Source organism: Hyphomonas sp., from assembly GCF_965284475.1.
Classification (GTDB): Bacteria; Pseudomonadota; Alphaproteobacteria; order Caulobacterales; family Hyphomonadaceae; genus Hyphomonas.
Map to the genome: position 1 here is coordinate 2,242,673 of NZ_OZ260087.1, position 25,348 is coordinate 2,268,020.

Here is a 25,348-nt window from a genome sequence, read left to right on the forward strand (position 1 = left end):
TCCGACTCTCTCTCCAGAATGGACTACAACCGTAGTCGTAATACAAGACTACAGATGTGGTCAAATGATTTGTCATGACATGATGGTAAGGTCCGGCTTTGATGCCGCAGCCATGTTCTTGTCCCTTCTATTCGCATGGGGCGTCCTGTAGGGTCACGCCTGGGACAGGGGAAGGACGTAGAGGAGAGGGCCATGAGGAAACTGATGTTCGGCGCGCTTGCACTGGCGCTCGTACCGGCGGGTTGCGAAACAACAACCATCCCGGGCGAACTGGGCACGATCCTTGGTGGCGTCGCCGGCTCCCCCGCAGGTCAGGGCGCCTTGTCCCAGGCCGAGATTGATGCCGGCCTTCGCGAAGCATTGACTGTCGGCACCAACATTGTGGCCTCCCAGCTTGGCAGGACCAATGGCTATTTCGGCGATCCGCGCATCCGTATCCCGCTTCCGAAAACCTATCGCGATATCCAGACTAACCTTGCGCGCGTCGGGGCAAGTGCGCCGCTTGATGATCTTGAGCTGCGCATGAACCGTGCGGCAGAAGCCGCCGTGCCGGAAGCCAGGAGCCTCATCCTTGGCGCCGTGAGGTCGATCACGATCAATGACGCCCTCCAGATATTGAATGGCGGCGACACAGCCGCGACAGATTTCCTGCGCGCCCGCACCCAGACCCAGCTGCGGGCCTCCTTCACGCCCTATGTGCGCCAGTCACTGGCACAGTCGGGCGCATTTACCTCGCTTGAACAAGCGGCCAGCCAGTACGGGCTCGGCGGTGTGACCAGCAATTTGCAGGCCGACCTGACAAATCACGCAGTTGGCCTTGGCCTCGATGGCATCTTTCTTTACGTCGCCGAAGAAGAGAAGAAGATTCGCGAGAATCCGGTCGCGCGTACCAGCGAGATCCTGCGCCGCGTGTTCGGGAACCGAACCTGATGCGAAGAATCAAGCGTGAATTGAAGTCCGGCGGCGAGATGACCGGGATCGAATTCGGCGATCCTATCAAACCCTATGCTGCCCTCTGGCTGCATGCGACCGGCTTCAATGCGATGACCTATCAGTCAATGCTGGCGCCCCTCGGGCTGCGGGCCCGTGTCGCAGCGCTCGACATGCGCGGGCATGGCCGGTCCACCCTGCCGGCAAAGCCGCGCAGCCTGGCATCCTGGAAACGCTATCGCGATGACGTTATCGAGTGGCTGGAAAAGGAAGCGCCGCAAGGTGTTGTGCTCGGCGGGCATTCCATGGGAGGCTGCGTGGCCCTCCTGGTGGCTGGCAAGCGACCTGATCTGGTGAAAGGGCTGGTCCTGGTCGATCCGGTGATCCTGCCGCGCAAGGTCTATTTCTGGAATCATGTCTTTCCGCCGGTCTCGATGCTGATTGCGCGCAATGGCATGGCCAGGCAGGCCCGCAAGCGCAAACCGGTCTTCAAATCATTCCGGGATGCGCTCGACTCCTATACCGGGCGTGGCGCCTTCAGCACCTGGCGTGAGCCTTTCCTTGCCGACTATCTGCTCGACGGCATTGAGCGCGTCGACCAGCAAGCACAGGAGAGTGCCGAGCAGACCTGGCGTCTCCTGTGTGAGCCGGGTTGGGAAGCTGCGACCTTTGCTGCCCAGCGCAACCGGCCCTGGGGCGCCATGCGCAAGGTCAAGAAGAAGCGTATCCCGATCACGATCCTGCGCCCGAATTCAGCCTCCGTCATCAGCGGCAAGGTGCGGGCCCAACTGATCCAGATGTATCCGAACCTGATGATGAAACAGGTCCGGGGCACGTCGCACTTTCTGCCCATGGAAGCTCCCTACGAAGTGCGCGACCAGCTGTCGGCCTTCATCGCGCGTCTGTACGAAGGCTTCACGGTCGAGGAAGACGGCCCGGTCGCGCGGTCGCTTTATGCCCGGCGCCGGCGGGTCAGCTAGGCTTTTTGCATTAGAAAATCTGCATGGTCGTATGTGATCCTGCAGCAAGAGAGCCGTTGCGTGTGAACGCACTTCGGGTCTAATCGCGTTTCATCCTGGAGCGCGCGCGCATGCTTGAGCTGCTGACTTCTTCGCCGATGCAGATTGGCATTGTCCTGTTTCTGGTGGCGTTGGTATTTTTCGGCTTTGTCCGGGAGTCGCTTCCGGCAGACGTGATTGCCCTCCTGGCCATGGGCACGCTCATGCTGACGGGCATCATGAGTGTTCAGGAAACGCTTGGCGTGTTCTCCAATGCTGCGCCCCTGACGATTGCCGCCATGTTTGTCCTGTCAGCTGCGCTCGACCGGACAGGCGTGATTGATCAGGCCGGGCGATGGGTGACGCAGGCGACAGGCGGCTGGCCGCCCGTCCTGGCCATCCTGGTCATGATGTTCGCGGTCATCTTCCTGTCGGCCTTCATCAACAACACGCCGGTCGTTGTCGTGTTGATCCCTGTCGCGATCCGGCTTGCGAAATCGCTTAACATCTCTCCGGCAAAGCTGCTGATCCCGCTGTCCTTCGCGTCGATCTTTGGCGGGACCACAACGCTGATCGGCACATCCACCAACCTGCTGGTCGACGGCGTTGCCCAGAGCGGCGGGCTTGCACCATTCGGCATGTTCGAGATCACGGCTGCGGGGTCGATCCTTGCGCTGGCAGGCATGCTGTATTTCGTCGTTTTCGGATGGTGGCTGCTGCCCAATCGGGACACGCTTGCCGGCATGCTGCCAGACCAGAAAGAGCGCCGCTTCATCGCACAGATCCTGATTCCGATCGACTCGATGCTGATTGGACGGCCGCTTTCGGAAACGGGATTTTCCGCCCAGCGCGGGTTCTCGATCATCGACGTGTTCCGTGAAGGCGTGTCGCTGAAGGCGTCCCTTGGCAAGCTGATCCTCCGCGGCGGCGACCGCATTGTCCTGCGGTCACCCGTGTCGGAAATGCTCAGCCTGAAGGAACTGGGCCATGTTGCTGTCGGCGCAGCCGCGGATGAACGGGCAGCCTTCGAACCCGTGCAGACCAGCGAAGTCATTATCGCAGAGGGGGTGATCGGTCCGCAATCGCGCCTGATCGGTCGGCGCCTTCTCGGCCTCGGCCTTGCCCGCCTCTATGGTGTCTATGTTATCGCCGTGCACCGGCGGGGCGAGAACATGGCCGGGCGACTGGACGAGATGCGGCTGGATGTCGGCGATACGGTCCTGGTCGAGGGTCCGGCCGCCGGCATGAGGCAGATGTTCGAGGATGGCGCACTGAACAATCTCACCGCCACCAGCGACCGGTCCGTGCGGCGGGACAAGGCATGGATCGCTGTCGTGGCCTTGTTGCTTGTCATGGGCCTTGCGGCGCTGGAAGTGCTGCCGATTGCCGCCCTCGCGATCATCGGTGCGACGGCGGTCGTCGCACTCGGTTGCCTTGACCATCAGGAGGCCTACCAGGCCATCCGCTGGGACATCCTCATGCTCATCTTCGGTATGCTGGCGCTCGGCCAGGCTATGGAGAAAACAGGCGCTGTCCAGCTTGTCGTTGACCTTGTCGCCGGACCGATGGGTCGTCTCGGCCCGCTGGCCCTGCTCGCCATGCTTTACCTGGTCACGTCCACGCTGACCGAGGTGATCAGCAACAATGCCGCCGCAGTCCTTCTGACGCCCATTGCCATCGGCTTCGGCACCCATCTGGGCATTGATCCGCGCCCGTTCGTGGTCGCCGTCATGTTTGCCGCCAGTGCCAGTTTTGCGACACCCATCGGCTACCAGACCAATACGCTGGTCTATACGGCAGGCGGTTACAGGTTTGCCGATTTTCTCCGGGTCGGCCTGCCGCTGAACATATTGATGTTCGCCGTGTCCATGTTCGTGATCCCGCTATTCTGGCCCCTCAGCTGAGGCTACCAGAGCGGGCGGTCGGGCTCTGTGGTGCGAGCCAGCTTCTCCATGAGGTGCGCAAGCTGTTCCTGCTCGGCCGGGCTGAGCGTTGCAATCAGTTCGCGTTCGGCTTTCAGGGCAATCGGAACGATCTTGTCGTAGATGCCCTTGCCCTTGGCGGTGAGCGAGAGGATGGATCGCCGGCCATCCGCGGGGGATGCCTTGCGCGACACATGTCCGCTGTCGATCAGGCCGGAAACAGCCCGGCTGACGGCCACCTTGTCCATCGCCGTGACCTGGCTGATCTGCGTGGCCGTAATCCCCGCATTCTCGCCCAGCACGGCCATGACCCGCCACTGCCACACTGACAGGCCGAATTCCCGGTCATACAGGTCCGCAATCCTGCCCGACACCGTGTTGGACAGCACCGACAGGCGATAGGGAAGGAACTCACGCAGGCGCAGTGTCGTTTTAGAGGAGTGTTCTGGCATTAACGGGGTCCGGTTCCGGGCTTGATTTTGGCGGTATCATTAGTTACAAATGAAACTATATTCGTCATTCGCAAAGGAAATGAACCATGGCCGACCTGTTTGACAACCCCGCAGGGCTCGACGGATTCGAGTTCATCGAGTTTTCGGCGCCTGAAAGGGGCCACCTTGAAAACGTGTTCGCGACCATCGGGTTCACAAAGGTTGCGCGCCATCGTTCCAAGGACGTCGAGCTCTGGCGGCAGGGCGGCATCAACCTGATCACCAATTACGAGCCAAAATCCCCGGCCTGGTATTTCAGCCGCGAGCACGGCCCGTCAGCCTGTGGCATGGGCTTCCGTGTGCGCGATGCCCGCAAGGCTTATGACCACCTGCTGAAACAGGGCGGCGAGCCGGTCGAAATGCGTACCGGCCCGATGGAGCTTCACATCCCCGGCATTCGCGGCATCGGCAATTCGATCATCTATCTCATCGACCGCTATGACACCGGCCAGAACGAGCTGTCGATCTATGACATCGACTTCGATTACCTGCCGGGCGTTGACCGCAATCCCGTCGGCGCGGGCTTCAAGCTGATCGACCACCTGACCCACAATGTCTATGGCGGCCGCATGAAATACTGGGCGGACTTTTACGAGAAGCTCTTCAACTTCCGCGAGATCCGCTATTTCGATATCAAGGGCGAATATACCGGCCTCACCTCCAGGGCTCTCACGGCGCCGGATGGAAAGATCCGTATCCCCCTCAACGAGGAGGGCGAAGGCGGCAAGGGACAGATCGAGGAATTCCTGCGCGAGTTCAATGGCGAAGGCATCCAGCACATCGCGCTCATCTGCGACGATCTCATTGCCTGCTGGGACCGGCTCAGGAAGCTTGGCGTGCCCTTCATGACCGCGCCGCCAGCCGCCTATTACGACATGCTCGACGAACGCCTGCCAGGCCATGGCGAACCGGTCGACGAACTGCAGATGCGCGGCATCCTGCTCGATGGCACAACCGAGGGCGGCGAGCCGCGCCTCCTCCTGCAGATCTTTGCCCAGGCGCAGGTCGGCCCGGTCTTCTTCGAATTCATCCAGCGCAAGGGCGACTACAAGGAAGGCTTCGGCGAAGGCAATTTCAAGGCCCTGTTCGAAAGCATGGAACGCGATCAGGTTGAGCGCGGTGTGCTGAAGGTCGAGGAGAAGGTCTGATGGACGCGCCCAGCCTCCAGGGCGTCCACCACGTCGCCTATCGCTGCAGGGATGCCAAGGAAACGGTCGAATTCTACCGGGACGTCCTCGGCATGGATTTCCAGCTCGCCATCGCGGAAGACCATGTGCCCTCAACCGGCGCCTATGACCCCTACATGCACATCTTCCTTGATGCCGGGAATGGCAATGTGCTCGCATTCTTTGAATTGCCGGAACAGCCGGACATGGGCCGCGACGAGAACACGCCCCAATGGGTCCAGCATATCGCCTTCAAGGTCGCCACGATGGACGATCTCCATGCCGCCAGGGCGCGCGCCGAGGAACACGGGCTCGACGTCATCGGCCCAACCAATCACGGCATTTTCCGCTCGATCTATTTCTTCGATCCCAATGGCCACCGTCTGGAACTGGCCTGCAATACCGGCACACCTGAACAAATGGCCGAGTTGAAGCGTGTTGCGCCGGAGATGCTGGAAGAATGGAGCCGGACGAAGAAAGCCCCGCGCCACGCCGCCTGGCTGCACGAGAAGATCGAAACTGAGAGCCATTAAGTCCCACAAGCCGCTCATCCCGGGCGAAGTCGAAGGACGCGCGGCAGGCATTGTGCCATAGAACAGGGTTCAGGGAGCCCGCCCTCGTCCTTCACTGAGAGCGAGGACGTTTGAGGCAACAGGAGAGCGCATGAAACCCGCCACGCTGAAGTATGGCACCGCCTTGGGTATTTCAGTTCTGTTCGCTGCGCTTGCATCGCCCCCCGCGTACGCTGACCGGCTGGTCATACCTCTCACAGACACTGACAGCCTGACCCATATTGAGGAGTTCAACTGGTTCGGTGGGGAAGATGATTTCAGTGCCGGTATCAGCTTTGCCGATTTCGACGGTGACGGGGATCTTGATATTGTGTCAGTGAATGGCCGTCACTGGCCCGTTGCGGACATGCTGCTGCTCAATGATGGAAAAGGCCGCTTCCCGATGGCCGCCGAGATCGGCGACTGGCGCACGACAGGCTATGGCGGTTGCCTGGCTGATATCGACAATGATGGCGACATGGACCTGCTCGTTCCGCGCGACTGGTCGCCCGTCGCCGTATTCCGAAATGGTGGTGCAGGGAATTTGACGGCAACCGGCGAGATTGGAGAGGCTGGCGCGGCGCGCGGCTGTGCGACTGCAGACCTGAACAAGGACGGAGCTGCTGATCTCATCATCGCAGACCGCAAGGGTGGCTCCTTCATTGCCTTCGGACCGCTCGGACCGGACGCAAGGACGCTTCCGCTACCGGGCCTGCCAGCGGTTGGTATCACCAGCGGTGACCTGAACAGCGACGATGAGGCAGACATTGTGCTGGCCTTGCGCGGCGGCGCAACGCTCGCGGTCCTCCTCGGCGAGGGCGACGGTTTCGCCGCTCCGGTTCTGGTCGGCGATGCAGCGTGGGAGTCCCGTTCCGTGGCACTTGCCGACTGGGATTGCGATGGTGACCTTGATCTCGTCACAGCGATCCTGTCCGGCGCGAACCGGGTGTTCCTGAACGAGGGCGGCAAGTTCACGAAAGCGGTCTTGATAGGTCCGGAGGAAGAGGTGTCACAGGGTGTACGCGTGGCCGATCTCAACAGTGATGGCCGCCCGGATGCCATCTTCGCCAATGAGGGACAAAACGCGGTCGTGATCAATACCGACGGCCTGCCGCAGCGAACCCTGTTACCCGGCAACGAAGACACTTACGATCTCGCAGTGGGGGATCTGAATGGCGACAGCCTGCCCGATATCGGCTTTGCCAATTCGGATGCCTTGAACACACTCTTTTTCCTGATACGCAGCGGAGATGCAGAATGAAACTCGCCACCCTCAAGAACGGCGCCCGCGATGGCCGCCTTGTCGTCGTTTCCAAAGACCTCACGAAATGCACAGATGCCGCGCGCATCGTGCCCACGCTGCAGGCTGCGCTCGATAACTGGGCCGTCTATGCGCCGAAGCTCGCCGAACTGGCCGGGCAGGTCGAGATCGGTTCTGTCCCCACGTTCCGCTTCCACGAGCATGATTGCGAAAGCCCGCTGCCGCGTGCCTACCAGTGGGCGGATGGCTCGGCCTATATCAACCATGTCGAACTCGTCCGCGCCGCGCGCGGCGCCGAAGTGCCGGAAAGCTTCTACGATGATCCGCTGATGTACCAGGGCGGCTCGGATGCCTTCCTCGGCCCGCGCGATGATATCCCGCTCGCCGACCAGAGCTGGGGCTGCGACATGGAAGGCGAGATCGCCGTCATCACCGATGACGTGCCCGCAGGCGTGTCGGAGAAGGATGCAGCCAGCCATATCAAGCTCATCCTCCTGTGCAATGATGTGTCCCTGCGTGGCCTCATTCCAGGCGAACTCGCCAAGGGCTTCGGCTTTTTCCAGTCCAAGCCGCCGAGCGCCTTCAGTCCGGTAGCCGTCACGCCTGACGAACTCGGCGATGCCTGGAAGGACAGCCTCGTCCACCTGCCGCTGCGCGTGGATTACAATGGCGAGCCTTTCGGCCGCGCCGAAGCCGCGCAGGACGCCACGTTCAGCCTCGCGCGCCTTGTCTCCCATGCGGCGAAAACCCGCCCGCTCAGCGCCGGAACGATCATCGGCTCAGGCACCGTGTCCAACAAGGATGCCGATGGCGGCGCCGGCAAGCCAGTCAGTGAGGGCGGTCGCGGCTATTCCTGCATTGCGGAAATCCGCATGATTCAACAATTGTTGAAAAAATCTGACCTGACCCCCTTCATGTCGCCGGGCGATGTGGTACGCATCGAAATGCTGGATGGCCAGGGCCATTCGATTTTCGGAGCAATCGAGCAGAAAGTGATACCGGCCTGATGGCAAGCAAGGTCTACAAGAACGCAACTGAAGCCCTTGCGGGCCTCACGTTTGACGGCATGACGGTTATGTGCGGCGGCTTTGGCCTTTGCGGCATTCCGGAGAACCTGATCGCGGCCCTGCGCGACAGTGGCGTGAAGGAGATCACCGCGATCTCGAACAATGCGGGCGTTGACGGCTTCGGACTCGGCCTGCTGCTCGAAACCCGCCAGATCAGGAAGATGATCTCATCCTATGTCGGCGAGAACAAGGAATTCGAGCGCCAGTATCTCTCCGGCGAGCTTGAGCTTGAATTCAACCCCCAGGGCACGCTGGCCGAGCGCTGCCGGGCAGGGGGCGCAGGCATTCCCGGCTTCTACACCAAAACCGGCGTCGGCACGCTGGTCGCTGAGGGCAAGGAACACCGCGAGTTTGGCGGCGAGACCTATATTCTCGAAACCGGCCTCGTGGCGGATGTCTCGCTCGTGAAGGCCGAAAAGGCCGACACGCAAGGCAACCTGATCTTCAACAAGACGGCGCGCAACTTCAATCCGAACATGGCCATGGCGGGCAGGGTGACGATTGCCGAAGTCGAGGAAATCGTCCCTGCGGGCGATCTCGACCCAGACGAAATCCACCTGCCGGGCATCTTCGTGCAGCGCCTCATCAAAGGCAGCTTCGAAAAGCGGATTGAACAGCGCACCGTGCGCAAGCGGGAGAGCATCTGATGCCCTGGACACGCGATGACATGGCGGCGCGCGCCGCGAAAGAACTCCACGATGGTTACTATGTGAACCTCGGCATCGGCATCCCCACCATGGTGGCGAACCACATTCCCGACGGAGTCGACGTCACGCTCCAGTCGGAAAACGGCATGCTCGGCATGGGCCCGTTCCCTTATGAGGGCGAGGAAGACGCCGATCTCATCAACGCCGGCAAGCAGACGATCACCACGCTGCCGCGCTCCAGCTTCTTCGACAGCGCCATGAGCTTCGCCATGATCCGCGGCGGCCACATCAACCTCGCCATCCTTGGCGCGATGGAAGTGGCCGAGAATGGCGACCTTGCCAACTGGATGATCCCCGGCAAGCTGGTCAAGGGCATGGGCGGCGCCATGGACCTCGTGGCCGGCGTGCAGCGCATCGTCGTCGTCATGGACCATGCCAACAAGAAGGGCGAGACCAAGGTGCTGAAAACGTGCACCCTGCCGCTCACAGGCAAGAATGTCGTTGACCGCATCATTACCGATCTCTGCGTCATGGACGTCGTGCCCGGCGGCCTCAAGGTGATCGAACTGGCACCGGGCGTGACCATGGACGAGGTGAAGTCCAGGACGGAAGCAACGCTCGTCGACTGAAGGCGCTAGACGCCTTCGACGAAAATCACCCGGTAATCGGCGGCCTGATGCCGGTGTTCCCGTGCTGCTGCATATTCCGGGCTGTCATACCAGGCTTTTGCGGCGTCCATGTCCGAAAAGCTCAGGATCACCACGCCGTCCGCGTCGGCACCTTCACGCACCTCATGTGCGCCATAGAAGGCCAGTGGCGTGATCTGGTGATCGCCGCGCGCAGCCCTGGCAGCTTCGGCATAGCGGGCCATGGCGTCTTCATCGCGCATGCGCTCTCTGATCAGGATGACATAGGCAGGCATGGTCGAACTCCCATTGATAAGTGTTTTCAGCTGGGCCATTGCATCGGGCACATCAGGATTGTGTGCAAGAGTGCCCACGCAATACGTCCGCGCCATGTTGCCTGAGTGTGTATCAGGCTCTATTGGTTTCGTTTGAAACTATCCATCCCTTAGGACATGCCATGAACCCCGCATTCGAATCCCTCAACGCGCTGCCTTCTGACGCGCTGCTCGGCCTCATGACAGCCTATCGCGAAGACAGGCGCGCGGAGAAGTTCGATCTTGGCGTCGGTGTCTACAAGGACGATATGGGTCACACGCCGGTCATGTCCGCCGTCGCCAAGGCCGAGGCGATCATCCTGAAGCAGCAGACCACGAAAGTGTATGAAGGTCCGCGCGGCAATCCGGAATTCTGCGACGCCATTGAACGCTTCGTGTTCGGCGACAGCTCGCATCTCATCGAGAAGGGGCGCCTGGTTTCCATGACAACGCCCGGCGGTTGTGGTGCGCTCTATCTTGGCGTTGGCCTGATGAAGCGGCTCGGCGTGAAAACCGTCTGGCTCAGCCGCCCGACCTGGCCGAACCATTCCAACCTCGTCAGGAATACAGGCCTCGACGTTGCCGAATATGACTATGCAGACGCCGAAACGGGACGCGTTGATTTCGAAAGCCTGATGGCCAGCCTCGCCGGCACACGGCGCGGTGACGGCATCATCATCCAGGGGCCATGCCACAATCCCACCGGCATCGACCTCAGCGTTCAGCAATGGATCGATCTGGCCATGCTGACCGTCGAGCGCGGCGTCATTCCCATGCTCGATATTGCCTATCACGGCTTTGCCGGCGGCCTTGAGAGCGACATGGAAGGCGCGCGCCTCTTCCTCAAGATCGCCGAAGACTCGATGGTCTCCTATTCCTGCTCGAAGAATTTCGGCCTCTATCGCGAACGCACCGGGTGCTTCCTTGGCCAGGCCTATACCAAGCGGGCCGCTGACGCCGTCATGACGCATGTGGCCGACATTTCGCGCACCAGCTATTCCATGCCGCCGGCCCATGGCGCAGCCATTGTCGCCACGATTCTCGGCGACCCGGCCCTGCGCGCCGAGTGGGAAGCGGAACTGACGCAAATGCGTGAGCGCATGATCGCCCTTCGCAAGGCATTGTCAGACGCCCTTGTGGCGAAAACCGGTTCGAACCGTCTGGCGGCGCTGGCCGAGCAGAATGGCATGTTCAGCCAGATCCCGGTCACGCCAGACGCAGCGCAGGACATGCGCGAAAAGCACGGCCTCTACCTGCCGGCATCCGGCCGCATCAACATTGCTGGCCTGCGCCAGGCCGACATTCCCCGCATCGCGGACATCATGGCTGAGTATCTTTAAAGCGACAGGCCGCGCGGTGCGAGCCGTTCAAGGTCTTCCAGCATTTGCGGTGGCGAGGGGATCGCCTTGCGCGCGTCCAGGTCCAGCGTGATCGCCACAACCTGGCTTGTTGCCCACGGCAGGCCGGTCTCCGGGTCCATCATCCAGTGGACCAGCGAGTGCGTCTTCTCGGCTGTCCCACCCAGCGACGTATGGATTTCGAACGCGTCACCAGCTTTTGGCCAGCGATGGTAGCGCAGCCGGTTTTCCAGCACAGCCGCGCCCATCCGGCGTCCGCCAGCGGCCTCGGCTACCTGCTTGCGCCAGTCATAGAGAAGGTTCGGAACGCTGTCGGAAATCCGCCCGATGATCCAGCCCGGCGCCATCCGCCCGTTGACGTCGATATGATGCAGCGGAACCACGCCTTTTCCGATCAGCGGGATGCCCAGTTCACGCGGTGTCTCGATACGGATGTCTTCGGTCGCAAGCGCGGGCGCATCAGGATCGAATGAGCGTGGCGCTGCTTCGGCGGGCGGCGTATCGACATGGGCTTCCAGGGCCAGGCGGGCCCGTGTGCTCCAGGGAAAGGCTTCGCGTCCCTTGGTGTCGATATGCACCACACGCGTCAGGAAGGAGGCTGACAGGGCGCCATCATGGTGGCGCAGTTCCTGATAGAAGACAGCGTCATTCGTCCCCACGCTCACCACACAGCCATTCATGCTGATCGGGCGTCCGGGCAGCACTTCGCGGATAAAGCGCACATGCTGATCCACCGGTACGAGGGTCGATGGTGCATCTTCCTGGAAAGCATGCGGCATGGCCAGTTCATGGCTGAACGCGGCAAGCCCTTCCATCTGCTTTTCGACATAGAGGCGCACATTCATGTGCCCCATCTCGTCGCAATCCCACTGGTTGCAACTTCCCCGCCAGAGTGTGATCACGCGTTACAGTCCCGGCAGGAGCCACGCACTTCGACGACTGCGCGTGTCATTTTGAATCCGGCTGCTATCGTCTCGGCCTGCAATGCCTCATTGGTTGCGACGGCGTGCAATTCCTCTGCGCCGCCGCATGTGTCACAGATCAGGAACACTGCCGAATGGCTGTGGCTCGTATGGCCGCACGCGACATACGCATTCAGACTCTCGATCTTGTGGGCAAGGCCCGACTCCTGGAGGAAATCGAGCGCGCGGTACACGGTCGGCGGCTTGGCCGATCCTTCTCCGTCTAGGTTCGCCAGAAGGTCATACGCCTTGGCCGGCTCGGCGCTCTCCAGCAGCAGCCGCAAAACCTTGCGGCGGATACGGGTCATCCGCGCGCCCTGGCGCATCACCAGCGCCTCGGCGTCGTTGAGGAACGTCTCCACATCCTGCGGACTGCAGGGCGTGTTGGCGTGAACGTGATCATGGGTATGCGCATTGGCCATGAGGGCAATGTCGTGTGTTTTGCACCGAATGTGAAGGGGCAAGCAGTTAACGCCCGTTTCCGGCCTAGACGGGTCATGCAAATCACCCGAGATTCGTTTCTGAGGCGAATCGAGAGGAATGATGGATGGAATTGTCGGAACGCGGCGGACTGGAACTCTGGCGTCGGGCGGTCACCGCTTCGGTGCGTTCAGACGCGCCGGATCTGACGGCGCGCCAGCAGGCCATTCTGATGACGATCGCGCTCTCGCCCGGCCCGCACACCGTGCGCGGCCTGGCAGACCATCTCGACATCGCAAAACCCGCCGTCACGCGCGCCTTGGACACCCTGTCCAGGCTGGATTTCATCCGCCGCGTCAAGGATGACAACGACCTGCGCAACATCTTCATCGAGCGGACGCCCGCCGGAATGACCTATCTTCGGGCCTTTGCCGGCCTTGTTCTGGCCGCAGCTTCAGGTGAAAGTGAAGAAGATCTGACGCCACGGCGCGGCGGAAAGTCCTCCGCAGCCGCTTAGGCGCCTTCCTGCCGGGGCGATGCGCATGCCTGAATTGACTGACAGCCGACTGGCGCGCCCTTCAGGGGCAGCGAGGCCTGCGCAGGTTGTGGTGGCCTCTGCCGCTATCCGCGAGGCGCCTGATCCGTCAGCGCGGCTCGCGACGCAGGCCCTGCTCGGCGAGATCCTCGATGTTTTCGACACGAACGGCGCCTGGTCGCGGGTCAGGTGCCGGCGCGACCATTATGTCGGCTGGGTGACCACTGATTCGCTGTCGCCCGCGATCACGACGCCGACCCACAAGGTCTCGGCCCTTCGGACGTTTGCCTATGCCGCTCCGGACCTCAAGTCGCCCGTAAATGCCACGCTCAGCCTTGGTGCCCAGCTCACGATCACGGGGCAGGACGGTGACTATGCCCGCTCTGAACAGGTTGGCTGGGTTCATGCGCGCCACCTGGCACCGCTGGACACGCTGGAAACCGACGCGGTTGCTGTTGCTGAACGCTACCTTCATACCCCCTACCTGTGGGGCGGACGTGACAGTCTCGGCCTCGACTGCACGGGCCTGACCCAGCAGGCGTTCGAGGCCACAGGCACGCTCCTGCCGCGTGACAGCGACATGCAATTTTCCTGGGCAGGCGATGACATTGCCGACTGGAAGGTCTCAGGCGCCCTCAGGCGGGGCGACCTCGTGTTCTGGAAAGGCCATGTCGGAATCATGACGGATGCCCATCACCTTCTGCACGCCAATGCCTGGCATATGGCCGTGGCCCGCGAACCCCTGGATCAGGCAATTGTCAGGATCAAAACGCAATACGCCGAGCCCGTCGGGGCCCGGCGCATTGATCGTGAACAGTTCGCCGGGCAGGTGCCCCACTGGATGGCTGACCCCGTCGCCTAGTCTTGCGGTGTTTCGGTTGCAGGTGCCTCAGCGGGCGCGGCCTCAGCTTCCGCCTCGGCTGCAGGTGCCTCAGCGGCCTCTTCAGCAGGGGCTTCACCTTCAACAGCTTCCGTTTCCGCCGCATCTGCGGGTGCGTCAGCTTCACCTTCGGCCGGTGCAGCTTCGCCTTCCGCAGCAGGGTCTTCATCAGACGCGGGCAGTGGCGCAGGCGCTGCCGGGGCGTTCGGGGAGTTGGCGGCCAGGTAGGCAATCACATTGACCCGGTCCGGATCGCGGCGCAGGCCGGCGAAAGACATCGACGTGCCACGGGCATAGGCGGAGGGGTTTTCCAGCCAGGCGTTCAGGTTCTCATAGGACCAGTCGCCGCTCATACCGGAAAGTGCTGCCGAATAGGCAAATCCGGCATGGGCTGCCTTGGCCGCGCCAACAACGCCGTAAAGGTTCGGGCCGGTTCCGTTGGCGCCGCCTTCGTTAATGGTGTGGCAGGTCGCACACTGGGCCTTGAACGCGCGCTCGCCTCTTGCGGCATCCGCGCTGGCCATTGCTGCGCCGAGGTCAAACACGACTTCAACGACTTCGCTACCGCCCCCGCTGCCGGCAACTTCGACGCAATAGGCGTACTTCGCGCACATCTGTTCGCTCATCGAGGTCGCTTCCGCGTGCTCGTCGCCATGATGTTCTGCGCCGCTACCGTGGCTGAATACGATAGCTGAAAGCTGGTGCAGGCCCATCAGGCCGAGCGCGGTGGCTAGCAACGCGCCGAGAATCTTGTTGACACCGAGTTCTCCCATTGGGGCAATCCTTCGAATCTATCTTGTCATGTGTCTTGGCGCGCGCCTTTTGGCACGCTAACGGAATACAGACAACATAAAGGCTGCGAGGAAGGGGCGCTTCTCCTTTCTTCGCGGCGATCCGACGCATGTTGGAGACAGAAAAAGGACGCTGAATGGCCAATCACATCGCGTATCAGGGCGAACCGGGGGCAAATTCGCATATTGCCTGCAACGAGGCCTATCCGCGCCTGTCGCCGCTTCCCTGCCGCACATTTGAGGATTGTTTCACTGCCGTCGAGAAGGGCGAGGCCGAACTCGCCATGATTCCGGTCGAAAATACGATCGCAGGCCGGGTCGGTGACATTCATTACCTGCTGCCAACCACAAGCCTTCAGATCGTTGCCGAGCACTATCTGCCGATCCGGTTCCAGCTGATGGGCCTGCCGGGCGTGAAGCTGGAGGAGATCACCCGGGCCCGCTCCCACATCATGGGGCTTGGCCAGTGCCGCAAATTCCTCAAGGCGCACGATATCGAGCCCGTGACCGCCGCTGACACGGCGGGTGCGGCGCGTGAAGTGGCGGAAGGCGGCAACCGGTCGGTCGCGGCCATCGCCCCGCGTCTGGCGGCCAAGGTCTATGGTCTCGATATCCTGGCCGAAGATATCGAGGATGCATCCCATAACACGACGCGGTTCATCATCATGGCGCGCGAGCCCTCTGAGATCGAGGCCGGAGACGGGCCGACCAAGACCGCCTTTCTGTTCGAGGTGCGCAACATTCCTGCAGCGCTCTACAAGGTCATGGGCGGCTTTGCGACGAATGGCATCAACATGACCAAGCTCGAAAGCTACCAGATAGACGGTTCATTCACCGCGACCCAGTTCTATGCCGAGATTGACGGTCACCCCGACGAGCGTCCGGTCCAGATCGCGCTGGAAGAACTGGGCTTCTTTTCGCAGTCACTCAAGATCCTGGGCGTGTTCCCTGCCAAGCCAACCACAGGCTTCTAGCAGGTCTGGGTCTCGAACCGCAGCGCATCGGCAATATGGTCGGCGAACAGTTTCGCCTTGCCGCGCAGCTTGCCGGACGTCCACACGCAATGGACCGGGCTCGGCGTAGCCGTCCATTCCGGCATCACGCGCACCAGGCTGCCATCATTCACGCAGTCAGACACGAGCCAGCTCGCCGCCAGGAACAGGCCCAGACCCGACTGGGCCGCCTGCAGCAACAGGTCACCCGACGACGCCTTGAACCGGCCGTCCACCCTGACGCTGACAGTCTCGCCATCGCGGCTGAGCACCCATTCATTTGTCGCCGTCTGCCGGAACAGGACTGCGTCATGTTCAGCCAGGTCGCGCGGATGCCGCGGTGTCCCTCGCGCGGCAAGGTAATCCGGGGAGGCCCAGAGCGATCGCGGCGACTCGCCCACCTTTTTCGCCATCAGGCTTGAATCAACCAGCGTGCCGATCCTGAACGCGAGGTCCACGCCTTCGCCGACAAGGTCAGTGTAGGTGTCGTCCGTCAGAACATCGACACGGATATGCGGATACATTTTCATGAAGCTGGCGATCCGCGGGCCGATCACCAGCCGGGCCATCGAGGACACACAGGAAATCCGCAGCAATCCGACCGGCTCGTGATCGAGCCCCCGCGCCTCGGCTTCAGCGTCCTCATATTCCGCGAGAATGTCATGGGCGCGTTTGTAGAACCGGTCGCCGGCTTCGGTCAGGCTCAGTGAGCGCGTCGTGCGCAGGAAAAGTGCCGCGTCGAGGCTGGCCTCAAGTTCCTGTATGCGCCGCGAAACGGTTGGCTGGCCGAGGCCGAGATCGCTCGCCGCCTTGGAAAAACTGCCTGCATCCGCAACGCGAATGAACAGGCGCATGGCATCAATACGGTCCACCCCGGTGTCTCCTATGCGTATTTCGAATGAAGCATATGGGGACTGTCCGCGTTCTGCGAAGGGGGATTGGGTCTAAATAGCACCTCACGAGGACGAAACGCCAATCCCGTCCGTCCCAGACCGAGAAATGATGCGACCATGAGCAAGCTGAACATTCACGACGAAGCCTCCGCGCCGGCTGCCGCGCGTCCGGTACTGGAATCGGTCAGGGCCGACCATGGCATGATCCCCAACATGTTGGCCGTGCTGGCCGAAAACCCGGCGGCCCTGGAGGCCTGTCTCAGCCTGTCGCGCTTCTTTGATACGGCCGGCTTCACACCATTGGAGCGGCAGGTCGTGCTTTTGACGGTGAGCATCGAAAATACCTGTCATTTCTGCGTCGCGGCACATTCGGCTGCGTCTGCGGCAGCCGGTCTGGACATGACGGTCATTGAAGCCGTCCGCAACAACCAGCCGCTGGCCGACCCGCGTCTTGAAGGCCTGCGCCTGTTCACCCGCCGCATCGTGCGCCAGCGCGGTTTTGTGTCGGACGCCGATGTCACAGTCTTCCTCAGGGCCGGATGGGACAAAAGCGCCATTCTGGGAGTCATCCTTGGCGTCGCGCTGAAAACCATCTCCAATTATACCAACCATGTCGCCGAAACGCCGCTGAACCCGGCCTACAGGCCATTTGCCTGGGCGCCGTGCACCCGCGCCTGCGGCGGGGGCAGTTGCTGATGCCTGCTCACGTAATCGTGGGCCGTGCTCACAGGCGTTTGTTTTGCCGGAAAGGGCCTGTTCGTGAGAGGACAGGCCTTCAATAGGTGAGGGACGTTTTCAATGTTGATCAGGATCAGGACCTACGCACCGCACATTTTCAGCCTGATCGCCTCGGCGGTCTTCCTGGACAGCCTGCGCTACAAGTTCACAAACGCGCCGGAGACACAGGTCATCTTTGGCCGGCTTGATGCCTGGGCAGACAGTTTCGGCGCAGGTGGCCTGTTCGCCCAGACCGGACTGTTCAGCCAGTATGTCATCGGTTCGGCTGAACTCGTGGCCTCGGCGCTGCTCCTTCTGGGCGTGTTCCCGGCCTTTCGCCGCCTGCAGACACTCGGCGCGCTGATTGCGGTGGCTGTGATGAGCGGGGCCGTCAGTTTCCACCTGTTCACGCCACTTGGCATCGATCCGAACAATGATGGTGGCGGCCTGTTTGCCATGGCTGTCACGGTCTGGACCGGATCGTTCATTCTGCTCATCGCACGGCGCAAGACGCTGCTGTCCATTCTTGGCGGATTGCGCGCGGCCATTCTGCCTGACGCGCCATCCGCCACCCCGAACGCGACAACCCGGATCCACCCCGTCTGAGTTGTTGCCCTGTCGCCGGGACCACCCTTCGAGCGCGTCCCCACCCACCCCTCGAAGCTTCCCTCCCAGGTCCCGGCGACTTCCCTTTTCCTTCCACGAGACAGAAAGTGAAGACCATCATGAAACCTCGCGCCCTGCTTCTTGCGGCCCTGCTGGCCGTCTCACCTGCCATCGCGTTTGCACCAGCCGCATCGGCAGAGCCTGCAATCTATACAGGGCGGTTTTCCAGCACGGCGCTGCAGGGATATGATCCCGTCGCCTATTTCCGGAATGGCTCGCCGGAGAAGGGCGACAGGAATCTCAGCGCAGATTACAAGGGCGCAACCTTCCTGTTCTCAAGCGCTGCAAACCGTGACGCCTTCCTGGCAGACCCGGACGCCTACGCGCCGCAATATGGTGGCTACTGCGCCTGGGCGATGGCCGAGGGCAAGCATGCCAAAGGCGATGCGCGCCACTGGAAGATTGTCGATGGCAAGCTCTACCTGAATTACAATTCCAACATCCAGGATAAATGGAACGCGGACATTCCGGGTTTCATCTCCCGGGCCGATACCGAATGGTCTGCGCTTAACCATTAAGGCAGGTGTCGCCACATATCTGAATCGACAATCGCCGACGGCCTGCCGCGTTTTTGCGGTGGGCCGCCTGCTTTTTCCGTGAATTCTCAAGACCCGGAAGGGCCACCGTTGCACGGCCGCCACACATTTCATCCGTCAGCAAACATGAATCCGAATTCACCCAACTTGCCACAATCAATCGCTAGATTCCGGTTTCCCGGAGACGGGATAACAAAAGGAATACCTCCCATGAAACTTGCAATCACCACGGCCATGACTCTCGCTGCATTTGCTGCTGCGCCTGCCTTTGCTCAGGACACCGGCTTTTACGGCACGATCGGTTACGGCAACTATAGTGCGGACGATGCCGACCTCGGTGCCGTCCAGCTGCGTGGCGGCTACAACTTCAGCGAATTCCTCGGCGCCGAAGTCGAAGGGGCCATCGGCATTGCCGACGAGTCCACGACGATTGCCGGTGTCAGTGCGAACGTTGAACTGGAAAACTCCTACGGTGCCTATGCCGTGGGTCGCATTCCGTTTTCCGAAAAGGCTGATGTGTTCGGCCGGGTCGGTTACGTAAGCACCGAGATCAAGGCATCGGCGGGCGGCGTGTCCGCCTCAGCCGACGATGATGCTGCGGCTCTTGGCCTGGGTGGCAATTACTACTTTGCCCCCAACCAGGGATTCCGCCTTGGCTATACCCATCTCGACTATGATGACTCGGTCGATGTGATCGACGTTGCCTACGTCCTGAAATTCTAGGTCGGCCAGTACGGGTCCGGTCGGGCAGGCAGCCCTTGAATTGACTGCCCGGCAGGATGGCCCCCGCGCTCGTCGCGGGCGCGGGGGTTCCATCAAACAGCTTCAATTCCCTGATTTTCCATAAAAAAACGGGCGAGACATGCTCGCCCGTTCTTCAAAACTTGTCCGCAGACTTATTTCTTTTTGGCGGCCGGCTTCTTTGCAGCAGGCTTTTTCGCGGCTGGCTTTGCAGCGGCTTTTTTCACGGCTGGCTTTGCAGCAGCTTTGGCAGCGGGCTTTTTGACGGCCGGCTTCTTTGCAGCTGGTTTCGCAGCGGTCTTGGTAGCAGTCTTTGTTGCCGGTTTGGCAGCAGGCTTTTTCGCTGCTGGCTTCGCGGCTGGTTTTTTTGCTGCCGGTTTTTTTGCGGCAGGTTTTTTTGCAATTGCCATTTCCGATCTCCTGTCAGTGGCAAGCCAATAATATTGTGATTCGCGGGAAATCAACTCTTGATTCTCACCTGAGACGCGAGCGGAAAAAGCGATCCGTATACGACTAGTCGTCCCGAAGTGCCCAAGTCTTCAATATATGATGCGCAATTGCCATCTTTGGCGGGCAGAAAAGTTCGGCATGTTGTCCGGAAATTATTTCGCGTGCTTCGGCACGTGTGATCCATCTTGCCTCGTCGATCTCGTTTTTGTCGAGCGTAATTTCGAAATTTTCAGCTTCAAGAATCAGACCGACCATGAGCGAAGACGGGAAGGGCCAGGGTTGGCATGCCACGTATTCCGCACTCGCCGGATCGCACGTGATGCCCGCCTCCTCGAACAGTTCGCGCGCCGCTGCCTGCTCGATCGTTTCGCCGGGTTCGCAAAACCCTGCCAGACACGACATGAATCCCGCCGGCCACATCGCCTGTCGCCCGATCAGGCATTTGCCATCCTTCACGGCCAGCATGATCGCAACGGGATCCGTTCGCGGGAAATGTTCGGTGCCGCATTCCGGGCACTGGGTTTTCCACCCGGCATCGACAATGCCGACCCGTCCGCCACATTTGGCGCAGTGGCCATGGCTTGCATGCCACAGGAACACGCTGCGCGCAGTCGAAACAAGATTGGCTTCCATATCGGCCAGCGCGCCGGCGGCCATGCGGAATTCGGTGAACGTGCCGGCCCCCGCAATCAGCGAGCCATCCAGGTCGAATGCATCGGGCAGGTTCAGAGCAAACACTGGCGTGCCCTGCTTGTCTTCACCCATGAACACGGTGGGGGAAGCCGGCGACAGCTTGCGCGCTTCCGGTCCCATCCAGAACAGGCCGCGCTTTTCGACAAAGGGTTCGCCCTTGCGCATCAGGAAGAAAAGGACATCGTCCTGCTGCTTGGCGGTCTCGAGCCAGGCTTCGTCTGTGCGGCGATGCGCGGCGCGGTCGAGAGGCTTTGCCGCCAGCGGCATATCGTTTGAATTTGTCATGGTTCAGGACACTACCGGGTTGATGAGAGATGGGAATTGCTTACCCGCCACAAGCGATCCTGCCCATCCCCCATAGTCAAAACCCGCATATTCGGGTAGGGCGCGCTCCAGACACCCGATTCCTCCTCCCGAAAGCCTATCATTCCTATGTCCCAGTCCATCGAGAAAATGCGCAATATCGCGATTATCGCCCACGTCGACCACGGCAAGACCACGCTCGTGGACGAACTGCTCAAACAGTCCGGCACCTATCGCGAGAACGAAAAAACCGTCGAGCGCGCAATGGATTCCAACGATATCGAGCGCGAGCGCGGCATCACCATCCTCGCCAAGACAACTTCGGTCGAATGGAATGGCTACCGCATCAACATCGTTGATACGCCCGGGCACGCCGACTTTGGCGGCGAGGTCGAACGTATCCTCCAGATGGTTGATGGTGCCATCGTTCTTGTCGACGCCTCGGAAGGCCCGATGCCGCAAACCAAGTTCGTGGTCTCCAAGGCCCTGAAAGTCGGCCTGCGTCCCATCGTGGCCGTCAACAAGATCGACAAGCCCGAACGCCGCCCGGACGAGGTCATCAATGAAGTCTTTGACCTGTTCGCCAATCTGGATGCCAGCGAGGAGCAGCTCGAATTCCCGATCCTTTTCGGTTCGGCCAAGCAGGGCTGGATGAACACCGAATACGAAAACCCGACTACCAACATGGACGCGCTGTTCCAGATGGTTGTCGATCATGTGCCGACACCGAAAGTCGAGGAAGGCCCCTTCCGCCTGCTCGCCACCACGATCTCGTCCGACCCGTTTCTCGGCCGCATCCTGACCGGCCGCATCACGTCCGGCACGGTCAAGCCGAACCAGCAGGTCAAGGTGCTTGCCCGTGACGGTTCGCTCGTCGAGCAGGGACGCATTTCGAAAGTCCTCGCCTTCCGCGGACTCGAGCGCATTCCGGTCGACGAAGGCGTCGCAGGCGACATCGTCTCGCTCGCCGGCATGACCAAGGCCAACGTCGCCGACACGTTCTGCGATCCGGCCGTGTCGACGCCGATCGAAGCCCAGCCGATCGATCCGCCGACCATTTCCATGACGTTCCGCGTCAATGACAGCCCCTATGCCGGCACAGAGGGCACGAAAGTGACCTCCCGCATCATCTGGGACCGCCTCGTCAAGGAAGCCGAAGGCAATGTCGCGCTCAAAGTCGACCGCGCCACTGACGCCGAAGCCTTCACCGTGTCAGGTCGCGGTGAACTCCAGCTCGCCGTCCTGATCGAGACAATGCGCCGCGAAGGCTTTGAACTCGGCGTGTCGCGCCCACAGGTCGTCATGCAGGAAGGCCCGAACGGCGAGAAACTCGAGCCAATCGAGGAAGTCGTGATCGACGTTGATGACGAGCATTCCGGTATCGTCGTGCAGAAACTGTCGGAACGCAAAGCCGATATGCTCGACATGCGCCCGTCCGGCGTTGGACGTACGCGCATGGTGTTCCACGCGCCGACACGCGGCCTGATCGGCTACCAGGGCGAACTCCTGTCCGACACGCGCGGCACCGCCATCATGAACCGCGTGTTCCACGAATACGCCCCGCACAAGGGTCGCATCCAGGGCCGCCACACAGGCGTGCTGATCGCGATGGAGCAGGGTGAGGCCGTGGCGTTCGCGCTGTGGAACCTGGAAGACCGTGGTCCGATGATTATCAATCCGGGCGACAAGGTCTATGCCGGCATGATCATTGGCCAGCACACGCGCGACAATGATCTGGAAGTGAACGTCCTGAAGGGCAAGAAGCTCACCAACATGCGCGCATCGGGCAGCGACGAGGCCGTCCGCCTCACGCCGCCGATCCAGATGACGCTGGAAAAGTCGCTGGCCTATATCGCCGACGACGAGCTGGTCGAAGTCACGCCCAGCAATATCCGGCTGCGCAAGATCTATCTCGACACGCACGAGCGCAAACGCCACGCCAAGTCGAACCCGGATTACTAGGGTCCCGGCGCGGGCGTAAGCGCAGCGCCTAGGCGGCCGGTGTTGGCAGCCAGAACATATGGGCAGCGAAATAACTGCTCACCAGAACAGCTCCAGCCGCCGCGATGGTCATTGCGGCGGCTGCCATCTTCAGGCCGCCTGATGGGCGTCTCTGGGCAGACAGGTAGAGTTCCAGTCCGGCCAGCGCGACAATCCAGGTGCTGGCGACCGCAATGTCCGCAGGGCCGGACAGATTGTGCGATCCGGGCATCTCTCCTGCCGTGATGAAGAAATAGAACCCGTACCCAAGCCGGAAAAACCACACGCCGCTGACCACGATGAACAGGCGCAGCGCCCATCGCTTATGGTCGTCAAAACGCCGCTTCAGTGCAGCCCTCAGGGCCAGGCATCCGAACGCAATGATCAGCACGCCATCGGCTGTATTGACGAACAGCAGGGCAAGCGACCCGAAATGCGGGCGAAGATAGGAGAGGATCAGGGCGCCGGAACTGGTGAGCAGCGCGACGGTCAGGTAGAAGCGTCCGTTCCAGCGATGGAAGGTCCGGAACCGGTTGCGCACCTGCGGGATGAATTGCAACGGCCCGCTCGCGGTAATCCAGAAGGCCAGAAGCACATGCGACAGGAACAGGGCATTGCCGAGCAAATCGCCGCTGATGAAGCCGTAGATCACGCCTTCGTCCATCCGTTCGAAGTCACCCCGAAACGTCGAGACGTAATACTGCGCAGCGATATGGATCACGAAGGCCAGCTGGCCGATCGCGGCCGATACGAACCACAGGGCGCCCGCAAAGGACAATGCCTTGCGTGGATCAATCAGGGGGCGCGAACGCGTCGTGGCGGCGCTATCGGTCATTTCGTGTTCACTCCGGCTGGTATAGGTCTTGCGACAACTTACCGGACGGGCGAGGCTGCCCCCATGACACTTGGCGACATTATCATGACGCACAGTAACAATCAGGCGGCTTTCCGATGACGGCCAGGGCCACGGTGTCTGCCGGCTATGCCTCGGGCCTGCTTGATCTTGCCGTCTCGCACGGTGCGCCGCGCGAGACCCTGCTGGCGCGTGCCGGCATCACTGGCGCAGACCTCGCCGATCCGGATAAACGCATTGCGCTGACCGCCTTCAAGACCCTGATGCGCGCCGGAAAGGAATTGTCCGGCGAACCCACGCTGGGGCTCCTGTTCGGCTCGACCATACGCTTCGATGATCTCACGATTGTCGGGCTGATCAGTCACGCGGCGTCAGACATGCCGGAAGCATTTCGCCAGATGAACCGCTACGGACGTCTTGTCATTGACACGACAGCGCCATCGGATGGCGACCGGTTCGTGATTTCGCGGGAAGGCAGCCGCGCGTTCATCATCGACACGCGCAGGAACCCGAACGAATTTCCGGAACTCACCGAGTCGACTCTTGGCCGCTTCATCTGTGGCACCCGGTACTATTTTCCGAACACACCGCTCTATTGCTCTGCCGAAGTCACCCATGCCGCTCCGGCCCATGCCGATCACTATGAGCGCATGCTCGGCGTGCCAGTCACCTTTGGCGCCAGTCGCAATGCCATGGAGATCACGGAGGCCTTCTTCACGCGGCGCCTGTCGAAGACGCCGCGCTACGTCTTTGGTTCGCTCAGCGCGCGGGCCGACGAACTGATGAAATCGCTCGATGCGGCGCAGGGCGTGGCCGCGCGCGTCGAGGCGATCATCCTGCCGGTCCTTCACACCGGTGACGTGACGATGGACAGCGTTGCCGCGCGCATGGGCATCAGCCGTCAGACCCTCTACCGCCAGCTCAAGGCCGAAGGCACCAGCTTTGACGCATTGCTCGATTCCCTGCGCCATACGATGGCGCTGCATTACCTTTCCGGCGAGAAAGTCTCGGTCAACGAGACAGCCTATCTCATCGGTTTCTCTGATCCCTCGTCATTCTCCCGCGCCTTCCATCGCTGGACGGGCCTGCGTCCCGGGCAGGTCGCAAAGGCCTGACGTCCAGGTGACGTCATTCAGGGCGGTCTGGAAAAGTTGATTGCCCGGTCGGCAATGCTAGTCTGCTTCCATAAGGAGGCCCGCATGACCACGCCCAGACAGCTCAGCAAGTACCCCGTCCATCTTGGCCTCGGGGCCTCGGCGCACATCCTGCCGGAAATGACGGGCGGCATGGAATGGTATGAGCGCTATGGCGAGTTGCATCCGAATGACGGCATCGAGGGACGTCTGGTGTCCATGCACACGTTCACCGGGGACTGGGCCGGCTGGGAAGTCCACCCGCATGGCGCCGAGATCGTGCTTTGCACCGCCGGCAACATGACCCTGCACCAGGAATACCCGGACGGGCGCACGCAATCCGTCACCCTGTCGCCCGGCGAGTATGCCATCAACCCGCCCGGTGTCTGGCACATCGCCGACGTGCCGGAAAGCGCGACCGCCGTCTTCATCACGGCCGGGCAGGGCACGGAGCATCGCCCCCGCTAGGCGC

The 25,348-nt window shown here is 61.3% G+C and carries 29 protein-coding genes; 20 read left to right on the forward strand and 9 right to left on the reverse strand.

Translation table 11 applies throughout. From position 1 onward, the window contains the following. Positions 1-192 precede the first annotated feature (192 nt). The 3 genes from ACQ66M_RS11075 (at position 193) to ACQ66M_RS11085 (ending at position 3,832) form a co-directional block, all read left to right on the forward strand. Positions 193-930 carry a DUF4197 domain-containing protein gene (locus ACQ66M_RS11075; protein ID WP_350170523.1) on the forward strand — a complete coding sequence of 246 codons (738 nt, stop codon included), beginning with the start codon at positions 193-195 and terminating at the stop codon, positions 928-930. Then, on the forward strand, positions 930-1,910 hold the full coding sequence (locus tag ACQ66M_RS11080; protein WP_350170522.1) for an alpha/beta fold hydrolase: 981 nt from the start codon (positions 930-932) through the stop codon (positions 1,908-1,910). The genes ACQ66M_RS11075 and ACQ66M_RS11080 overlap by 1 nt, the downstream gene beginning before the upstream one ends. 110 nt (positions 1,911-2,020) lie before the next feature. Continuing rightward, positions 2,021-3,832 carry an SLC13 family permease gene (locus ACQ66M_RS11085; protein ID WP_350170521.1) on the forward strand — a complete coding sequence of 604 codons (1,812 nt, stop codon included), beginning with the start codon at positions 2,021-2,023 and terminating at the stop codon, positions 3,830-3,832. Between the two features lie 2 nt (positions 3,833-3,834). Here ACQ66M_RS11085 and ACQ66M_RS11090 read toward each other — a convergent pair whose 3' ends face one another. Continuing rightward, complete coding sequence (locus ACQ66M_RS11090) at positions 3,835-4,302, reverse strand: MarR family winged helix-turn-helix transcriptional regulator (protein WP_350170520.1); 468 nt, start codon at positions 4,300-4,302, stop codon at positions 3,835-3,837. 86 nt (positions 4,303-4,388) lie between these two features. Here ACQ66M_RS11090 and hppD point away from each other — a divergent pair, with 86 nt between their 5' ends. The 6 genes from hppD to ACQ66M_RS11120 all read left to right on the forward strand — a co-directional run bounded on the left by hppD (position 4,389) and on the right by ACQ66M_RS11120 (position 9,662). Beyond that, positions 4,389-5,489, forward strand: a complete 1,101-nt coding sequence (gene hppD / locus ACQ66M_RS11095) for a 4-hydroxyphenylpyruvate dioxygenase (protein ID WP_430403804.1) — start codon at positions 4,389-4,391, stop codon at positions 5,487-5,489. Then, positions 5,489-6,040 carry a VOC family protein gene (locus tag ACQ66M_RS11100; RefSeq protein WP_350170518.1) on the forward strand — a complete coding sequence of 184 codons (552 nt, stop codon included), beginning with the start codon at positions 5,489-5,491 and terminating at the stop codon, positions 6,038-6,040. The genes hppD and ACQ66M_RS11100 overlap by 1 nt, the downstream gene beginning before the upstream one ends. 130 nt (positions 6,041-6,170) lie before the next feature. Beyond that, on the forward strand, positions 6,171-7,319 hold the full coding sequence (locus ACQ66M_RS11105; protein ID WP_430403806.1) for an FG-GAP repeat domain-containing protein: 1,149 nt from the start codon (positions 6,171-6,173) through the stop codon (positions 7,317-7,319). Beyond that, complete coding sequence (locus ACQ66M_RS11110; protein WP_430403808.1) at positions 7,316-8,326, forward strand: fumarylacetoacetate hydrolase family protein; 1,011 nt, start codon at positions 7,316-7,318, stop codon at positions 8,324-8,326. The genes ACQ66M_RS11105 and ACQ66M_RS11110 overlap by 4 nt, the downstream gene beginning before the upstream one ends. After that, positions 8,326-9,033 (forward strand): CoA transferase subunit A, encoded by a 708-nt coding sequence (locus ACQ66M_RS11115; RefSeq protein ID WP_350170515.1) that lies wholly within the window; start codon positions 8,326-8,328, stop codon positions 9,031-9,033. Before ACQ66M_RS11110 ends, ACQ66M_RS11115 begins: the two co-directional genes overlap by 1 nt. Beyond that, on the forward strand, positions 9,033-9,662 hold the full coding sequence (locus tag ACQ66M_RS11120; protein WP_350170514.1) for a CoA transferase subunit B: 630 nt from the start codon (positions 9,033-9,035) through the stop codon (positions 9,660-9,662). Before ACQ66M_RS11115 ends, ACQ66M_RS11120 begins: the two co-directional genes overlap by 1 nt. A 5-nt stretch (positions 9,663-9,667) precedes the next feature. Here ACQ66M_RS11120 and ACQ66M_RS11125 read toward each other — a convergent pair whose 3' ends face one another. Next, complete coding sequence (locus tag ACQ66M_RS11125) at positions 9,668-9,955, reverse strand: DUF1330 domain-containing protein (RefSeq protein WP_430405162.1); 288 nt, start codon at positions 9,953-9,955, stop codon at positions 9,668-9,670. Between the two features lie 161 nt (positions 9,956-10,116). Between ACQ66M_RS11125 and ACQ66M_RS11130 the strand changes: the two genes are divergently transcribed. Continuing rightward, positions 10,117-11,313: an amino acid aminotransferase gene (locus ACQ66M_RS11130; RefSeq protein ID WP_430403810.1), complete on the forward strand. Its 1,197-nt coding sequence runs from the start codon at positions 10,117-10,119 to the stop codon at positions 11,311-11,313. Here the strand turns inward: ACQ66M_RS11130 and ACQ66M_RS11135 are convergent. Beyond that, positions 11,310-12,233, reverse strand: coding sequence for a thioesterase family protein (locus tag ACQ66M_RS11135; RefSeq protein ID WP_350170512.1), 924 nt, complete (start codon positions 12,231-12,233; stop codon positions 11,310-11,312). The two genes, ACQ66M_RS11130 and ACQ66M_RS11135, sit on opposite strands and share 4 nt — an antisense overlap. After that, positions 12,230-12,715 carry a transcriptional repressor gene (locus ACQ66M_RS11140; RefSeq protein ID WP_350170511.1) on the reverse strand — a complete coding sequence of 162 codons (486 nt, stop codon included), beginning with the start codon at positions 12,713-12,715 and terminating at the stop codon, positions 12,230-12,232. Before ACQ66M_RS11140 ends, ACQ66M_RS11135 begins: the two co-directional genes overlap by 4 nt. Positions 12,716-12,840: 125 nt before the next feature. Between ACQ66M_RS11140 and ACQ66M_RS11145 the strand changes: the two genes are divergently transcribed. After that, positions 12,841-13,230, forward strand: coding sequence for a MarR family transcriptional regulator (locus tag ACQ66M_RS11145; RefSeq protein ID WP_430403812.1), 390 nt, complete (start codon positions 12,841-12,843; stop codon positions 13,228-13,230). A 25-nt stretch (positions 13,231-13,255) separates the two neighbouring features. Then, positions 13,256-14,110, forward strand: a complete 855-nt coding sequence (locus ACQ66M_RS11150) for an NlpC/P60 family protein (RefSeq protein ID WP_430403814.1) — start codon at positions 13,256-13,258, stop codon at positions 14,108-14,110. Here ACQ66M_RS11150 and ACQ66M_RS11155 read toward each other — a convergent pair. Then, entirely contained in the window at positions 14,107-14,901 is a 795-nt protein-coding gene (locus ACQ66M_RS11155) for a c-type cytochrome (protein ID WP_430403816.1), read from the reverse strand. The two genes, ACQ66M_RS11150 and ACQ66M_RS11155, sit on opposite strands and share 4 nt — an antisense overlap. A gap of 155 nt (positions 14,902-15,056) precedes the next feature. Here ACQ66M_RS11155 and ACQ66M_RS11160 point away from each other — a divergent pair, with 155 nt between their 5' ends. After that, positions 15,057-15,893 carry a prephenate dehydratase gene (locus ACQ66M_RS11160; protein ID WP_350170507.1) on the forward strand — a complete coding sequence of 279 codons (837 nt, stop codon included), beginning with the start codon at positions 15,057-15,059 and terminating at the stop codon, positions 15,891-15,893. Here the strand turns inward: ACQ66M_RS11160 and ACQ66M_RS11165 are convergent. After that, positions 15,890-16,783, reverse strand: coding sequence for a LysR substrate-binding domain-containing protein (locus ACQ66M_RS11165; protein WP_430403818.1), 894 nt, complete (start codon positions 16,781-16,783; stop codon positions 15,890-15,892). The two genes, ACQ66M_RS11160 and ACQ66M_RS11165, sit on opposite strands and share 4 nt — an antisense overlap. Before the next feature lie 138 nt (positions 16,784-16,921). Here ACQ66M_RS11165 and ACQ66M_RS11170 point away from each other — a divergent pair, with 138 nt between their 5' ends. The 4 genes from ACQ66M_RS11170 to ACQ66M_RS11185 all read left to right on the forward strand — a co-directional run bounded on the left by ACQ66M_RS11170 (position 16,922) and on the right by ACQ66M_RS11185 (position 19,446). After that, entirely contained in the window at positions 16,922-17,500 is a 579-nt protein-coding gene (locus ACQ66M_RS11170) for a carboxymuconolactone decarboxylase family protein (protein ID WP_350170679.1), read from the forward strand. A gap of 102 nt (positions 17,501-17,602) precedes the next feature. Then, positions 17,603-18,127, forward strand: a complete 525-nt coding sequence (locus tag ACQ66M_RS11175; RefSeq protein ID WP_350170680.1) for a hypothetical protein — start codon at positions 17,603-17,605, stop codon at positions 18,125-18,127. A 119-nt stretch (positions 18,128-18,246) separates the two neighbouring features. Then, positions 18,247-18,705 (forward strand): YHS domain-containing (seleno)protein, encoded by a 459-nt coding sequence (locus ACQ66M_RS11180; protein WP_430403820.1) that lies wholly within the window; start codon positions 18,247-18,249, stop codon positions 18,703-18,705. A gap of 228 nt (positions 18,706-18,933) precedes the next feature. After that, positions 18,934-19,446 (forward strand): outer membrane beta-barrel protein, encoded by a 513-nt coding sequence (locus ACQ66M_RS11185; protein ID WP_350170682.1) that lies wholly within the window; start codon positions 18,934-18,936, stop codon positions 19,444-19,446. 173 nt (positions 19,447-19,619) lie between these two features. Here the strand turns inward: ACQ66M_RS11185 and ACQ66M_RS11190 are convergent, their stop codons facing one another. Together ACQ66M_RS11190 and nudC are read right to left on the reverse strand one after the other, a co-directional pair. Next, a complete protein-coding gene (locus tag ACQ66M_RS11190) occupies positions 19,620-19,874 on the reverse strand; it encodes a hypothetical protein (RefSeq protein WP_430403822.1) in 255 nt (84 codons plus the stop codon). A 103-nt stretch (positions 19,875-19,977) separates the two neighbouring features. After that, positions 19,978-20,892: an NAD(+) diphosphatase gene (gene nudC, locus ACQ66M_RS11195; RefSeq protein WP_430403824.1), complete on the reverse strand. Its 915-nt coding sequence runs from the start codon at positions 20,890-20,892 to the stop codon at positions 19,978-19,980. Positions 20,893-21,039: 147 nt separating this feature from the next. Between nudC and typA the strand changes: the two genes are divergently transcribed. Then, positions 21,040-22,872 carry a translational GTPase TypA gene (gene typA, locus ACQ66M_RS11200; RefSeq protein WP_350170685.1) on the forward strand — a complete coding sequence of 611 codons (1,833 nt, stop codon included), beginning with the start codon at positions 21,040-21,042 and terminating at the stop codon, positions 22,870-22,872. A 28-nt stretch (positions 22,873-22,900) separates the two neighbouring features. Here typA and ACQ66M_RS11205 read toward each other — a convergent pair whose 3' ends face one another. Next, positions 22,901-23,725 carry a DUF2306 domain-containing protein gene (locus ACQ66M_RS11205; RefSeq protein WP_430403826.1) on the reverse strand — a complete coding sequence of 275 codons (825 nt, stop codon included), beginning with the start codon at positions 23,723-23,725 and terminating at the stop codon, positions 22,901-22,903. Positions 23,726-23,841: 116 nt separating this feature from the next. On the opposite strand from ACQ66M_RS11205, the gene ACQ66M_RS11210 reads away from it, so the two are divergent. Together ACQ66M_RS11210 and ACQ66M_RS11215 are read left to right on the forward strand one after the other, a co-directional pair. Then, the gene (locus ACQ66M_RS11210) at positions 23,842-24,858 is read left to right on the forward strand and encodes an AraC family transcriptional regulator (protein ID WP_430403828.1); all 1,017 of its coding nucleotides are present in this window, start codon (positions 23,842-23,844) and stop codon (positions 24,856-24,858) included. 84 nt (positions 24,859-24,942) lie between these two features. Then, the gene (locus ACQ66M_RS11215; protein ID WP_350171344.1) at positions 24,943-25,344 is read left to right on the forward strand and encodes a cupin domain-containing protein; all 402 of its coding nucleotides are present in this window, start codon (positions 24,943-24,945) and stop codon (positions 25,342-25,344) included. The last annotated feature ends 4 nt before the right edge of the window (positions 25,345-25,348 follow it).